At 36.9% G+C, this 14,299-nt stretch carries 14 protein-coding genes; 5 read left to right on the top strand and 9 right to left on the bottom strand.

The window, feature by feature from the left end; all coding sequences use genetic code 11:
- Positions 1-53: 53 nt before the first annotated feature.
- From H7U17_RS10905 to H7U17_RS10865, 9 genes are all read right to left on the bottom strand, one after another.
- Positions 54-917 (bottom strand): alpha/beta hydrolase, encoded by an 864-nt coding sequence (locus H7U17_RS10905; RefSeq protein WP_186756754.1) that lies wholly within the window; start codon positions 915-917, stop codon positions 54-56.
- Positions 918-992: 75 nt separating this feature from the next.
- The gene (locus H7U17_RS10900; RefSeq protein WP_186756753.1) at positions 993-1,751 is read right to left on the bottom strand and encodes a GH25 family lysozyme; all 759 of its coding nucleotides are present in this window, start codon (positions 1,749-1,751) and stop codon (positions 993-995) included.
- A gap of 12 nt (positions 1,752-1,763) precedes the next feature.
- Complete coding sequence (locus H7U17_RS10895; protein ID WP_186756752.1) at positions 1,764-2,642, bottom strand: hypothetical protein; 879 nt, start codon at positions 2,640-2,642, stop codon at positions 1,764-1,766.
- Positions 2,643-3,088: 446 nt separating this feature from the next.
- Positions 3,089-4,021 (bottom strand): polysaccharide deacetylase family protein, encoded by a 933-nt coding sequence (locus H7U17_RS10890; protein WP_186756751.1) that lies wholly within the window; start codon positions 4,019-4,021, stop codon positions 3,089-3,091.
- Between the two features lie 47 nt (positions 4,022-4,068).
- Positions 4,069-4,938, bottom strand: a complete 870-nt coding sequence (locus tag H7U17_RS10885) for a redoxin domain-containing protein (RefSeq protein WP_186756750.1) — start codon at positions 4,936-4,938, stop codon at positions 4,069-4,071.
- 95 nt (positions 4,939-5,033) lie between these two features.
- A complete protein-coding gene (locus tag H7U17_RS10880) occupies positions 5,034-5,912 on the bottom strand; it encodes a 5-oxoprolinase subunit C family protein (protein WP_186756749.1) in 879 nt (292 codons plus the stop codon).
- Positions 5,899-6,612, bottom strand: a complete 714-nt coding sequence (locus H7U17_RS10875) for a 5-oxoprolinase subunit B family protein (protein WP_186756748.1) — start codon at positions 6,610-6,612, stop codon at positions 5,899-5,901. Before H7U17_RS10875 ends, H7U17_RS10880 begins: the two co-directional genes overlap by 14 nt.
- Positions 6,609-7,337, bottom strand: coding sequence for a 5-oxoprolinase subunit PxpA (gene pxpA, locus H7U17_RS10870; protein ID WP_186756747.1), 729 nt, complete (start codon positions 7,335-7,337; stop codon positions 6,609-6,611). The genes H7U17_RS10875 and pxpA overlap by 4 nt, the downstream gene beginning before the upstream one ends.
- Complete coding sequence (locus tag H7U17_RS10865; protein WP_230981370.1) at positions 7,328-8,551, bottom strand: Nramp family divalent metal transporter; 1,224 nt, start codon at positions 8,549-8,551, stop codon at positions 7,328-7,330. Before H7U17_RS10865 ends, pxpA begins: the two co-directional genes overlap by 10 nt.
- A gap of 258 nt (positions 8,552-8,809) precedes the next feature.
- Between H7U17_RS10865 and H7U17_RS10860 the strand changes: the two genes are divergently transcribed.
- The 5 genes from H7U17_RS10860 (at position 8,810) to H7U17_RS10840 (ending at position 14,268) form a co-directional block, all read left to right on the top strand.
- Positions 8,810-10,057, top strand: coding sequence for a DNA recombination protein RmuC (locus H7U17_RS10860; protein WP_186756746.1), 1,248 nt, complete (start codon positions 8,810-8,812; stop codon positions 10,055-10,057).
- Between the two features lie 94 nt (positions 10,058-10,151).
- The gene (locus H7U17_RS10855) at positions 10,152-10,730 is read left to right on the top strand and encodes a DUF4136 domain-containing protein (RefSeq protein ID WP_186756745.1); all 579 of its coding nucleotides are present in this window, start codon (positions 10,152-10,154) and stop codon (positions 10,728-10,730) included.
- 244 nt (positions 10,731-10,974) lie between these two features.
- Positions 10,975-11,313 carry a n-acetylglutamate synthase gene (locus H7U17_RS10850; protein WP_186756744.1) on the top strand — a complete coding sequence of 113 codons (339 nt, stop codon included), beginning with the start codon at positions 10,975-10,977 and terminating at the stop codon, positions 11,311-11,313.
- Between the two features lie 152 nt (positions 11,314-11,465).
- Positions 11,466-12,812: a Trk system potassium transporter TrkA gene (gene trkA, locus H7U17_RS10845; RefSeq protein WP_186756743.1), complete on the top strand. Its 1,347-nt coding sequence runs from the start codon at positions 11,466-11,468 to the stop codon at positions 12,810-12,812.
- Positions 12,813-12,816: 4 nt separating this feature from the next.
- Positions 12,817-14,268, top strand: coding sequence for a TrkH family potassium uptake protein (locus tag H7U17_RS10840; protein WP_186756742.1), 1,452 nt, complete (start codon positions 12,817-12,819; stop codon positions 14,266-14,268).
- The last annotated feature ends 31 nt before the right edge of the window (positions 14,269-14,299 follow it).

The raw sequence follows: 14,299 nt of genomic DNA, 5'->3' as shown, positions 1-14,299 counted from the left end.
TAGAATGAAATCCTGTCATCATGATATAAAAAATACCTATATACTGTTTACGACTATTGGTGAAAAGATTGGGAAACGAATTCCAATACCGAAGGTAATGACTCTCTCCAATAAGTCCAAGTATGCCCACCATTTCTAATCCTGAATTCATGTGGAATTTCTTTTTTTCTCATCGCTATATGTATTAGACTGTTTCCTTCATATAAGAAGTCATCGTCCCCGCAATCTATGTACCACTTTATTGAAGAAAGGGATTTAGTATCCATTTTTTCTATTAATGAAAGAGCATTGTGTTGTTCGAAATAATCCTTCAGCGCTTCATCGGAATAGTCCTCTAAATTACTCATTCTAGAAGTCATTTGATCAAGGGTAAGTGGACCGATATAGGCACTTAATGGAGCTGCTGCAGCAAATAGCTCTGGATGGTGCAGCGCATACATGAAGCTTCCTCCTCCTCCCATGGAGAGACCTGCGACAGCCCTATATCTTTTTTCCTTTTTGATTCTGTACTTTTCTTCAACGTGTGGAATCAATTCTTCGAAAATATAATCTTCATAATTCCAATCTCCATCGATCTGATTGAAATATCCTCTTCTTCCAGTATTCGCATCTGGCATCACGATAATCATTGAAGTAGCTTTGCCTGCTTTTATGGCTTCATCAGTAATGTGAAGGACTTCACCAAATTGTACCCAACCGGTCTGATCGTCTCCCGCTCCATGAAGAAGATATAGTACTGGATAACTTCTTTCGGAGCTTTCATAATCAGGAGGAAGATAAATGGCATATTTTCTTTTTCCTTGTAAAATTTCACTATCCATGCTCAAATTGTCAAATACTTTTCCTGATTGGGCTAAAACATTTTGAGCTATACATACTAAGAGCAAATTGAGGAGGATGGTTTTGAATAAAGACATAGTACAAATGATCTTTTCTGATTATAGGATTTTATTTAATAGAATTTTCACTTTGGAATTTCAATGGGCTTGAAGTTAGTCCTTAATGACAGTACTAAAGCTTTTGTCAGGATTAAATAGGTCATGGTCAACATTTCCTTTTGCCCCAGTGATGGTTTTTTTATCTGTTCTTTGCCAAATTAACCAGCCTTTTTCCTCCCAGGCTTTAGGTATTTTGGGTTTAGTAACCCCATACTCCGCAATCCAAAGATCGTATTTTGCAAATTCCGGGTTGTTAAGGTATTGATTTCCAAAAGGATTGTTGGTGTAGATAATAGGTTGGATATTGAGTTTCTCTTCAACAATTTTTAGCCAAGTCAGGACGTCCGAATGAAATTTAGAATGATTTAGAGGTAGTTTTATCCCTCCTTCTTCTAAATCCAATACAGGAGGCAGGTCTGAATTCGTATAGTCCAGTGTCTCAAGAAAGTTCTGAGCTTGCTTTTCGGGGGAATCTGAAGAAATATAAAAATGATAAGCTCCATGAAGTAGCCCTACCTGATGTGCTGCTTTTTGATTTTCAAAATAATCAGGGTCTTTGAAAGAATCTCCTTGTGTAGCCTTGTCATAGGCAAAATAGACCTGGTCTGCTTTTATTTGTTCCCAATTAATATCTCCTTGGAAATGGGAAACATCTATGCCCAAAATTATATCGGGTAATTGGGGCTTTTCTGTTGTACTAACGGGGGTATTGGAATTATGACTTGACTGTTGGTCTTTTTCTGTCTCTTTTTTGCAGGAAAAGAGGGATATTGATACGAATAGGCAAATAAATTCGAGTTTGATTGATTTCATGTGAGGAGCTAATTATTTAATAAGGTCTTTGACTTTATTTTCTTCTTTTTTTATCAAGGAATTGGGCAAGGAAAAATTGAAAAGTTTTTTTAAGATCAATGTGAACATATACCAATATAAGAGTGGTAGAAAGACAAATATGATTATAATATTTACCAACATATTCATGGCCAGTTCCACTGCGTGTTGGCTGGCAAACCTAATAATCGCTAAAAAGTCTGACCCTAGCTTGCTGACTTCATTTTCAATATTGTCTGTGGTTTTGATGGCTTTATCCTCTACTTTGTCCAAGAAGGTCAACTTTCCATCGTGTTTTTCTGCCTGTTTACTTTTAAGACTGTCCAGTTTTAGTTGCTGAAAGGACTTTTTTTGATCTATTGTGTCTTTGGTAGCTGCTAAATGAGATTTTAATTCAGTTCCCAAATCAATATTGGTCTGAGAAACTATTCCTGCACTTAAACTGGAAAAAATATTTAAACCAGGTGAGATCATTAATAAGAGGATCAAAATCCGAAAAGCATATAATCTTATAGGAGGCCAGAACAAGGCTGCAAAAGTGATTAAAGTAATCCATTTAAAAAACATCCAATGACTGAGCTTTAATAAGCTGTATTGAATAAGGACCAGGATATTTGCCACCTCCAAATAGCTTAATAACTTTTGAAAGTCATCCTCAATGGTATATGACCAATTTTTTATCAATGGAATACTTTCAGCTAAAGGAAGAATGATAGCCTCAATCTGTGATATAATAGCGGTGCTGGTCAGTAGTTCTTTTGAAGCTTGCGACTGAAAGCTTTCCGCAGTACCATATAATAGATTAAAGAATGATGCAATAACAAGTATTCCTAATCCTACATATATGTAGTTTCTTTGGTGGTTGAATGTCATGGTGAAAAAAATAATATCTAAATACAATGTACAAGGAAAAGTTTTGTATTTCAATTTTCACGATATGAAATAATTTGTAAGATGAATAAAAAACAATAAAGTCCGTGTAGTGCACGGACTTTAGTCAAAAATTTGTGATCGGAAAAACGCAATTTATTTCAAACAGTTAGAAGAGATTCTTTAGGTGATTAAGAATCACTAATTACATTATTTGATGTCTTATCTTTTGATTGTTGTTAATTGTCTTTTATTCAATGTTTTACATAATTAAGTTAAGAAATATTATGCTTATTTGTAAGGTTAAGATTGAAGAATGAGAAGTGTGGTAGGGTTTTGTATATAAATGATCAGAAATAGTTAATCATCAACTTTAAATTGTATAAGAAAAAGGCAACTTTTTGTCAATCTTTCATTTTATGTCAATATCCGCTTCATTTTTAAACTATTTATTGGTTGAGGGCTTTGATGAAATCAGGAGTAATAGGATCTTCTTTGAAGAAGTCGCCTTTCTTTCCCATGCTAATCGCCCATCTGTCAAGCCATGAAATTCCCCAATCTCCAAACTTGGTAATGGCAGTATTATAGACAGGATCCGTCAAAGCTTCCTCTTGAGAAATAAATTGATATCCGAGGCTTTTGATTCTTCTGATCAATGCTTCCATATAATCAGCATTCAATAGGCTAGCATGGCAAAGTAAAATTTGATTTATATTCCTATTGAATAATTTTTGGGCAGATTTTTCAAAATAAAGTACCTTGCTTTCCATATAATCAATATATGCTTTACCTATCTTTTTCATTAATGCTGTATCTCCATTTTTATAGGCTGTTGAATAAGCGTAAGCAAATAGATAATCATCATTGTCAACTGTGACAGGGGCAGCTATATAGTTATGATTGATTAGGAATTCGCTTAATTGATCATTTAATTCTTTGGTGTCTCCACTACGCAAATAGGGATGGCGGAAAAACCTTAATTCTTGGTTATACTTTGGAAGAAGATTTCTTAGAATTTGTTCTCCTTTGATAATGTCTTCAGTAAAAGCTTCATAGCCTACTTGATGATAATTGGGGTGGGAATAGGTATGATTACCAAGTTGCATGCCCTTGGATAACCAAAATTCTAGGAGCTGCAGCTTGGTGGAATCTAATTTTTCATCTTTGTAGAGTTTGCTTTCGTTCACATAGCCTATTGCTGAAATGTTTTCCCTGCTGAAAGCATTGACAAGGGATTCTGTGATTTGACGTTGAAATTCAATATCATTTATTCCATAACTTACAGTAGGAAGGTCGTCTACTGTAATGCAAATTTTCTTTTCTTGCGCCATCGATTGGATTGTAATAAATAAAACTACTAAAGAAATGGCTATGGATTTCATAATTAAAAATTGTTAGATGGTCTAAGCTAGTTTTTTTTCAATATGAGTTAATTGCTAAGTTTTTGAATCACTTCTTCCACTCCTTCTATTTTGCCCATATAGGCAATATTGCCTTCTTGGTCCAAAACCACTATGGTGGGATATACATAAATATCGAAATCATCCATTACTTTTTGAGTTCCCCTTAGAACAGGAAAAGTATAACCTTTTTCTTCGATGGAATTAAATAATTGATTGGGTTTGTCTTTTGGCATAGGCCTGTTGACTGCGTAGATTTCAACTTGTGGGCTGTCTTTATATTTTTCGTGCAATTTTTGAAGATCTGGGAATTTTACCCAGCACGGTCCACAGCTGATAAACCAAAAATCGAATACGACGATTTTTCCTTCAAAATCTTTATTTTGTAAGCTGTTGTCGTTAATGTCTTGAACTTCAAAGGGAACATGGATTTTTTCGTCGACTTTTCCTGAAATATTACCAAATTCTATAAAATGCACCCAAGAACTATAAAAGTTCAGGTTCAGGAAAAATGGAAATAGAAATAACAGGCTAGTATAGAGATGTCTTTTTTGAATTTCACGGTCAGAGTAAATAGCTCCTGCCAGCACGCCCAATAGGAAAGAGATATAGGAGGGTAGTACTTTAGTGGCAAAGCGCACACTCGGCGCGCTCATAAAAATGAAAAATACTACTGCAAATACAGCTAAGAACATAATGAATTTTGTAGGAAGAAATTTTTTTCCTTTGCTGTAATAAAAATGTATGGTGATAAGTAACAGTATAAAACCAAGTAAGGCTCCAAATCCCCAAAGGCTATAATCCTTCGATAGGTCTAAAATAAAATCACAGATAAAGTAAGTAGTAAGTAGAATGGCTATACTTAATAGTAGGCCGAATATTGTTTTTTTTATTTTCATTAGGTACTTGATTCAAATGATTGTTGAGCGGAGTAAATCTAAAGAAGCTTTGGAGATTTTTGAATATATGGAGTGAAAATATGTTAACTTTTATTTCACAGATCATCTGACCTTATCAATTTGAATTGGATTTTGTCTCCTTGCTTTTTTTGTGCCAAAATATTAATCGCAGATTGATTGAGCTGGAGAATTCTGGGGTAGCCACCTGTAACCTGTGCGTCCCGCATTAAAATCATTATTTTACCTCCGGGGCTTAATTGTACGGTGCCTGGATATACTGGTGTAGTTAAGATTTCATTTAATTGGTTTTCCAATTTTTCTTGTATCTGTATTCCCATTCGATTCATCATAGGAGAAAGATGAAATTCCCTATCAAATAGCTGATCAAATATATCATTAGGTAGCTGATCGGATTCTGGTCCGGCGTAGACTTCAATTTGTTGGTTTTCTAATAAATAATGGTCAACTGAAACCTTTGCATTTAATGAGGGTAGGTCTACTATTGGAGCGTTAAATGGCAAAATACTGCCAGCTTTAAGAAGATGATGGGGGGAAATACCCTTATACCAACTTCTACTTTGAAGTGTTATAGATGTTTGAAAGCCGCCTTTAATGGCTAAATACATTCTACATCCCTTGCTAAAAGGTCCGATTTTTAAGCGGTCTCCACTGTTAATGTGTATAACATTATTGATTTCCTGTGGTTTCTGATTCAGGCTGATTTTGGCTTGAGCTCCAGTCAAAACGATTTGGGTTTTAGCCCAAAAGATGAATTCGCCTCCTATCATGGTCATTTCTAGGCAGGCACTGTTTTCATGATTTCTTAATAGATGATTGGCGAGTTCATATGATTGCCTGTCCATGGCTCCAGCAGAGGGGATTCCCCAATGTCCCTGTCCAAATCTCCCCAAATCTTGAATGGAGCTGTAGAATCCAGGTTTGATGACCTCTACATGGGCTTCAGATAGTCTCATATTCTAAAGTGTAATTTTGATTGATAATGGATCTTGAGATCGCCTCGAACTCTTTTTTATCAATACTATAAAATTTGATTTCATCACCAGGCTGGGCGGAAATTGGAGGTTGTTCTTTTAGGTTAAATACTTGTAGCGGTGTTAAACCAATAATATTCCATCCCCCAGGGCTATCCATGGGGTATATTCCTGTTTGTTGCCCACCAATGGCTACAGAGCCCTTTTGGATTTTAGGATCAGGTTGGTCTTTTCTGGGAGCGTAAAGCTTTTCCGAAAGTCCCCCCAAGTACATGAACCCAGGCATAAAACCAAAAAAGTGTAAGAGGTAAGATGGCTTTTGGTGTTCTTCAATAATGTTGTTTACACTGAGTTTGGTGATTTTGGCTACTCTCGATAAGTCCTTGCCTTGGTAAAGTACTGGGATTTGCCAACGCTTTCTGTGAAGTATTGAGTGCGTTTCTTTTTCTTGGGAAAATTCTTCTATTTGTCCAATCACTTCATCCAAGGAAAATGGCTCCTTAAAATTTAAGCTCAAACAATGATAACCTAAATGAGCATCCCATAATTCTTCATACCAAATCGAAATGATTTTCTTTTTATAAGTCATCATTTGCAATAAGATATCCTTACTGATTTCTTGTGGCCAGCATATCTCAAGAATATTGGGGGAAATATGTTTATAACTCAGCTTATAAGTCATCTAATATTGCTTTGGGATTTTACCAATTGATTTATCGCTTTGGCAAGGTTCAAGGCAGTTTCATTATCTCCATGAACGCAAACTGTATGTGCTTTTATTGGAAGGATATTTCCAGAAATGGTTTTAACTTTTTCTTTGCGAATCATAAGCTCTAAGTGTTTCAAGACTTCATGTGTATCATGTAATACGGCATTGGGCTTTTTTCGGCTTACCAATTTTAAATTATCTTCATAGTTACGGTCTGCAAATATTTCATACCAAACTGGTATCCCTTCTTTTTGGGCGAGTTCTGCAATGACGGAGTTATAAGGAACATAAAGTAAAATTCCGGGGAAATGCTTTTTCATTATTTTGACCAATAAATGGGCTATTGGCTCATTTGTGGCCGATTCATTGTATAATGCACCATGGGCTTTAATATGGTGAAGTTGGCCATTTTGGTCGGTGAGCAAGTCTTTAAAGGTGAAAATTTGGTCGAGTATACTCATCTCTAATTCTTCAATAGAAATGTCCATCACTTCGCGTCCAAAATTTTCCGGGTCTGGATAGGAGGGGTGGGCACCAATGCTTACTTGGTGTTGCATAGCATATTTAATCGTTTTAATCATGCTATTTTCATTACCGGCATGCCCCCCGCAGGCAATATTACAACTGCTGATAAATTGCATTATAGCCGCATCAGCACTTGAGCCTTCTCCCAGGTCGCTGTTGATATCTATCCCCATAATTGCCATTTTTCTAAAACACTCATGATACTTTTAATTCCTAAAACCCAGGTAATGATCCAAATCCCAAAGCCTAAAATATTTAAAACGACCCCGTTTTTGTACTTATTCATTAACTTACGGTTATTGACAACCCATAGAATAAAGGTACTTAAAACTGGTAATAATATACCATTTGTCAGCTGAGCTATAGTGATTAATTCTACCGGTTTAATACCTAATGAAGCAAAAATTACACCTAAAAGAATAATTAAGCTAAAGGTCCACCTCATGGGGTTAGAGTTAAGGGCATTATTCCAACCGAAACACCCACAGATGACCAATGCGCCCGCTAAAGGAGCGGTAATGGAAGAGGTGATGCCAGCGGCAAAAAGGCCAATGCCCAAAAAATAAGGGGCGGCTTTGCCCAAAAGTGGTTCTAGGCTTTTTGCTAAGTCCAAAACAGAATCAATTTTCTCTGCACTGCCCAAGGAACCTGTAATTAAAATTGCAATTGAGACCAGACCTCCCAAACAGACTGAAATTACCGTGTCAATTTGAACATATTTTAAATCCTTACTTCCTGTCCATTTTTTTGTGACCAAGGCAGCATGTAAGAATAGATTATAAGGTACTACCGTAGTTCCGATCAAAGCTCCGATCGTTATAACATTATTGCTATTTATTCTTGGGACCAATCCTGCAATGAGTAGGTCCAGTTGGGGGGAACTCATGATTGCTGTCAGCAAAAATACTATACTCATTATAAGTACAATAAACACCATGAAAGTTTCTACCTTTCTATAACTGCCACTCATAAGTAAACACCAAGCCAAGAATCCGACTATCAATGGGTATGGAGAAAATGAACTGAATAATGGAAGCTTTTCAAAAACTCCCAAGCCTAATGTTGCCCCACTAATATTGCCCGCTTCATAGGCTGCATTGCCCATGACAATGGCCAATATTATGAAGATAAGAGAAGGTACTTTGATCCAACTGTGCTTGAATTCTTGCCTTATTATTTCTGGTAGGCCTTTTTGGTGGATAAGCCCAATCCTGGCAGACATTTCCTGAAGTAGGATGGTGGCAATAATAGACAATATGAGCGCCCAGATCAGATTGTAACCAAAATTTACTCCAGCAAGGGTACATACGGTAACTGTACCAGGCCCTATAAATGCAGCCATCACCAAAGTTCCTGGCCCCATGAATTTTTGTATAGTTCTTCTCAAGAAATAATCGATTTGTGTAAGAAAAGAGAAAATCTAAAATAATTGATTCCGTCGGGATAAGTAAAACTAATGTGCTTATTTAGTCTTTATCGCCAAATTGAGTGATTTCAAGTTATTTTAGGTAAAGGGGAGAAATTTTTGTTTTGTAAAAGTTTTTATGATTAATGGAACGACATGAATTGTCCCATTATTATAAAGTTGAGTATAGACTAATTCAAAGTATAGGTTTAATTTGCTGGTAAAAATCGGTCGGAATAAATGGAAATGATGCTTTTGGGCCTTTTGGCTTTGAATATTGTGATTACTTTGATTTTGCTTATCAAGCAATTTAGCTTGGCCAATGAGAAGAAATTTATAGAGGAAAAGTTAGCTGGCGTAAGATTGAGTTTGGAGCGGCAAATGGCAGAAAACCGTCAGGAGATTGGTCAGAACATCAATCAGCAATTTAAACATGTTTTTGATACATTAAGGGAGAATTCAAAAGACCAAAATGAGACTTTAAGGGACTTTGGTAAACTTTTTAGGGAAAATGTGCGGGAGTTCAATGAATTACAGCGAGAAAAATTTAGTGAACTGGAGAGAAGGCAGGAAAAAATGCTTTTGTCCACTGAATCCAGGTTGGAGAAAATGCGGGAGACAGTGGATGAAAAATTACAAAAAACCTTGGAAACTAGATTGGGGCAGTCCTTTGAGATAGTCAGCAAACAGCTCCAAGCAGTACAGAAAGGTCTAGGTGAGATGCAAAACCTGGCAACTGGCGTTGGAGATCTCAAGAGAGTATTGACCAATGTAAAGAGTAGGGGGGTTCTTGGTGAATATCAATTACAGAGCATTTTGGAAAATATACTAGCCCCTGATCAATATGTAAGTAATGCGGTAATGAAAAAGGGTTCGTCAGAAAGGGTAGAGTTTGCGGTGAGATTACCTGGTGCCAATAGTGATGAACCGGTATTCCTTCCTATTGACGCAAAGTTTCCTCAAGAAGCCTATCATAGATTATTGGAAGCTTACGACATTGGAGATAAGGGCTTAGTGGATGCTTGTAAGCAGGAGCTTATGCGGGCTGTGAAAAAATCAGCTCAGGATATCAGTCAGAAATATATTAATCCGCCCAATACTACTGATTTTGCTGTGATGTTTTTACCTATGGAGAGCTTGTATGCTGAGGTCATCAGGGATGGGGTTTTATCACAGCAATTACAAAAAGAATATAAAGTAGTGGTCACTGGCCCCACTACCTTGGCGGCGATGCTGAATAGTTTACAAATGGGCTTCAAGACATTGGCTATACAAAAGCGTAGCAGCGAGGTTTGGAAAGTGTTGGGTGCCGTGAAAACAGAGTTTGGTAAATTTGGTAATTTGATAGAAAAGGCCCAGAAAAAACTTAATGAGGCCAACCATGAATTGGATACTTTAGTGGGGACCAGGACAAGGGTGATTCAAAGAAAGTTAAGAGATGTGGAGGAATTACCAGAGTCCGAAGAAGGGAAATATTTAGATAAATAAAGGATCGCGTGGTAGTACAGAAATTTATATTAATGCAACTTAAACATACAACTTTAGGTCATTTCTGTCGTTTTTTAAATAAATGGCATTTAGTATGAAATTGAGAATTGGAATTAGCATTTTTCTTATAGGGGCTTTGACATTAGCCTGTAATCCGGTCAAGGTTTACTTGGAAAAAAATGACGTAAAAGAGGATAGATCCTATAAAACCTTTGCTATAATTAATCAGTATGAAGGTAAAGATGCTTGGAATTCACCTACTTTGAATGGGAATTTAATTGATGATTTGGTGGAAGGAATGGAGGAGAGGGGCTTTGTGCAAGATAGTGAGCATCCTGATTTGATTTTGAGGTATAATACGCTTTTAAGTGATAGGGAAAAAGAAGTGCGCAGCAATAACTACGATGGTTTGTATCCTTACGGAATGTATTCTCCGATGTACCGATACCCCTATAGAATGGGATACCCCTATTGGCCAAGTCAAACAGAAATAGAGAAGTATAATTTGGGTGAAGTACTGATTGATTTTATTGATCCCAAAGCAGATGAAATTATTTTAAGGATCAGTGCAGTAGGAGAGGTCAATAATATCAAGCAAAAGACCAAAAATATAGGAGTGTCAGTGGACAAAATTCTATATGAGTTTTCTAAGTATATGTCCAGTGATAGCTGATATAAACTGGATGAGCGCAAAGAGTCACTTGATAGTTTTATAAGTGACTTTTTTTAATTTTATACCCATGTTAATTAAAAGGATATATAAAAAGTGATACATATAAATCCAGTAAAATTCCATTTGTAAAGGAATAATGACCAACCAAATAATCTGTATGAGCTATTTTTGTCAGTGATTGATGTTAAATATGTCAGGCAGGACTATATCTGATTCTTAATAGTTTTTCTAAACCAAAGCAGTAATGTTTAATTATGATAATAGGACCTTTAGGTCAATTAGCAATAGCGATAACGGGGAAGTTTCTTCAGAGACAGTTTTTCATTATTCTCAAGAGGGAGAAATCCTAACAGCACGTTATTCAGGAGGTGAAATTGTCAAGGGGCATTTGATCGGGAAAGTAGATCAAAACGGGGTGATTAATATGCGTTACCATCATATAAACCAAGCAGGAGAATTAATGACGGGAAAGTGTATTTCCACTCCTGAAATGATGGGGAATGGGAAATTAAGGCTTCATGAATCATGGGAGTGGACTTCTGGAGATTTATCAAAAGGGACATCAATGATCGTAGAAGAGTAACTTTAGAATGTGATTCAGTGTGTTTTATTCCTTATAAGTCAGCGGACTAATTGTGTTGAGTTGGGCTAGCTGAGTTTTGAAGGCTGGTTTTTCAACTAAAAATTAATTTGCAATTTTGTCTTTGCAGGTTAAAACACCTTATATTTACGCCCATGGCCATGAATATTGTGATCGCTGGAGCTGGTGATATGGGATTCCATCTCGCTGAGTCTTTGAGCTATGAAAATAAAGACATTACCTTAATTGATACCGATAAGGATATACTGGAGAATGTTGCTTCCAGACTGGATGTGCTGACAGTGATGGGGGATTCTGCTTCCATTGATGTTTTGCAAAACGCGAATGTCAAAGAGGCTCATATGGTTATGGCGGTAACGACCTCCGAGAAAACCAATATAGTTACAGCTATGTTGGCCAAGCAGCTTGGGGCAAAGCGGGTCATTGCCAGGGTAAGAAATCATGATTACCTATTAGAGGAAAACGTAGCTTATTTTCATAATCTAGGCATTGATAATATTATTTCTCCTACTATGCTGTGTAGTGGGGAAATCCACCGCATGATTAAGAATTCGACTTTCTCTGATATTTTTGATTTTGAGGAAGGAAAACTGAATGTGGTGGGAATCATTTTGAACCAATATTCCGCTTTGGTCAATAAAAAATTATCCGAGACCCGGGCTATGCCGATTTTTGAGGATATTAGGATCATTGCCATTGTCAGGGATCAGATGACCATTATTCCAAAAGGAACTACAGTATTGAGGAATAATGACCATGTTTATTTTATCTCCAATAAAAAAGCGAATGACTCCATTATCCAATTGATGGACCAGAGAGAAATTAGTATAAAAAATGTGATGATTATTGGTGGGGATGACCTAGCTTTTACTTCAGCACTTAAGTTGGAGCCAGAATATAGGGTGACCTTGATCCATAAAGATAAAGAGCGCTGCAAATGGTTGTCAGAAAGGTTGGATACTTCTTTGGTCATTCATGGGGATTATAAGAATATAGAATTGCTGATAGAAGAGGGGCTGGAGGAAATGCAGGCCTTTTTAGCCTTGACAGAAAGTTCCGAGACTAATATTATTACTAGTTTGAGTGCCAAAAACCACGGGGTATACAAAACTATCGCTCATGTGGATACCCGAGAATATATCCATATTTCACATAGTATCGGGGTAGACTCTCTTATCAATAAAAAGTTGGTGGCAGCTAACCAGATTACCAGGTACCTGAGGAAAGGCAAAGTGGAGGCTATTTCGGGTATTTATGGAGTAGACGCCGAATTTATACAATATGTGATCTCAAAAAATAACCGATTAACTAAAAAGCAACTTCGTGAATTACATTTTCCTGAAACGGCTATCGTAGCAGGTGTAATCAGAGGGGAGGAAGTTTTTATACCGGATGGAGATTTTCAACTTCAAATGAATGATAAAGCCATTGTTTTAGCATTGCCATCTGCCAAATCCAGTTTGGAAAAATTATTTAACTGATACGATGATCCATTATAAGGCTATTGGAAAAATCATGGGAGGCTTATTAATGCTGTTGGGCTTATTGATGCTCCCTGGGATTGGCTTTAGTTATTATTTTAAAAGTGGGGACCAGATGCCCCTGATTTATTCGGCTTTTGTCTCCATGGCCATGGGGGCTATTTTCTTTTTCTCTTTTTCCAAACAAGATCAGAATATTCGTAAGCGAGAAGGCTATTTGATAGTAGGCCTAAGTTGGGTTTTTATGTCTTTATTCGGGATGCTTCCCTATTTGGTAAGTGGGACAATCCCTAATATTCCTGATGCCATATTTGAGACTGTTTCAGGCTTGACCACAACAGGGGCGTCTATTTTAAATGATATAGAGGCCCTGCCTAAGGGGATTTTGTTTTGGCGAAGTATGACCCAGTGGATAGGTGGTTTGGGAATTATTGTGCTGACTGTGGCCATATTTCCACTATTGGGGATTGGGGGAATTGAGCTGTTTGTGGCGGAATCTCCAGGCCCCACATCAGATAAACTGCATCCTAGAATCAGGGAAACTGCGAAGAGGTTATGGTATGTTTATGTTGGGCTCACCATCCTATGTACAGTACTGTATTATTTAGGTGGCATGACCTTTTACGATGCCATAAATCATGCTTTGACTACTTTGGCTACTGGTGGGTTTTCCACTAAGAATGCCAGTATGGCCTTTTATGAATCTTCCTTTATCCAATATGTGGCAATAATTTTCATGTTGCTTGCTGGTACCAACTTTACGATAATTTACTTTGGGTTGATGGGTAAGTTTGATAAGGTTTGGAAAAGCGATGAATTCAAAGCTTATGTTTTGGTGGTGGCGTTAATTATAGCTGCTTTAACCATCCCTGTTTATCTTTTTTCTGGTGAAGGACCAGAGAAAGCATTTAGGGATACCGCTTTCCAGGTTTCATCTTTACTGACCACTACAGGGTATGTTACTGCTGATTATACCAGTTATGGCCATGGGCTGACCATTTTATTCTTTTTGATTTTGTTTATTGGAGGTTGTGCAGGGTCTACAGCAGGAGGGATTAAGTTTATCCGACATTTGACGTTCTTTAAAAATACCCTTTTGGAATTTAAGCGCATTGTACACCCAAGGGCGGTAGTACCTTTAAAAATAAATGGAGATAGGGTTACAGGGAAGATCATTACTCATATCATGAACTTTTTATTGATATATCTAATGGTTTTTGTTCTAGGAAGTGTAGCACTTTCAGTTTTGGGTTATGATATGTTGACCAGTTTTGGGGCCATAGCCACTTGTTTGGGAAATGTGGGGCCTGCAATAGGTGATGTTGGGCCCTTAAATAATTTTGCTTTTTTTGACCCTGTAGCTAAATTGTTCTTGTCCTTTATCATGCTTTTGGGTAGGTTAGAGCTTTATACTATATTAATTTTATTTACACCATATTTCTGGCGAACTAATTAGAGCTTTAGTTTCGTGTAGATGGTGGGAGTAC

Source organism: Echinicola salinicaeni, from assembly GCF_014280965.1.
Taxonomy (GTDB): Bacteria; Bacteroidota; Bacteroidia; order Cytophagales; family Cyclobacteriaceae; genus Echinicola; species Echinicola salinicaeni.
The sequence above is the reverse complement of the archived record's forward strand: the minus strand, read 5'-3'. Positions and strand labels throughout refer to the sequence as shown.